This window comes from Onishia niordana, assembly GCF_004798965.1.
Lineage (GTDB): Bacteria > Pseudomonadota > Gammaproteobacteria > Pseudomonadales > Halomonadaceae > Onishia > Onishia niordana.
In genome coordinates this window covers 1-250 of sequence record NZ_SDSD01000074.1, presented here as the reverse complement: position 1 = coordinate 250, position 250 = coordinate 1, and the positions used below count along the sequence as shown (strand labels likewise).

The 250-nt window shown below is 43.6% G+C and carries 1 protein-coding gene; it reads left to right on the top strand.

Going from position 1 to position 250, the window contains the following annotated elements:
• Nucleotides 1–250, top strand: a 250-nt coding sequence (locus tag ETC27_RS17990) for a hypothetical protein (protein WP_205742777.1), incomplete at both ends; no start/stop codon positions are given.

The window sequence follows — 250 nt, the reverse complement described above, 5'->3', positions numbered from 1 at the left end:
CGGCATTATGTTCCCATTATCTTGCTTTCTGCTGTTGCACTAGCCTTTGTCGGAGGTGTCACAGCTGTTGTATTACTTACGCGCCCGCCAAAGCCAGACTTGAGGGATACGTCTTATACTTATAAAACGAGCGAAACAAAAAAGGCAACAGAAGAACAAAAGAAAACAACAGAATCATCAGAAAAGCCTGTTGAATCAAAACCAGAGCCCCAAAACCAAATTACGGTTACTGGAAGTGGTGCGCAGCTTA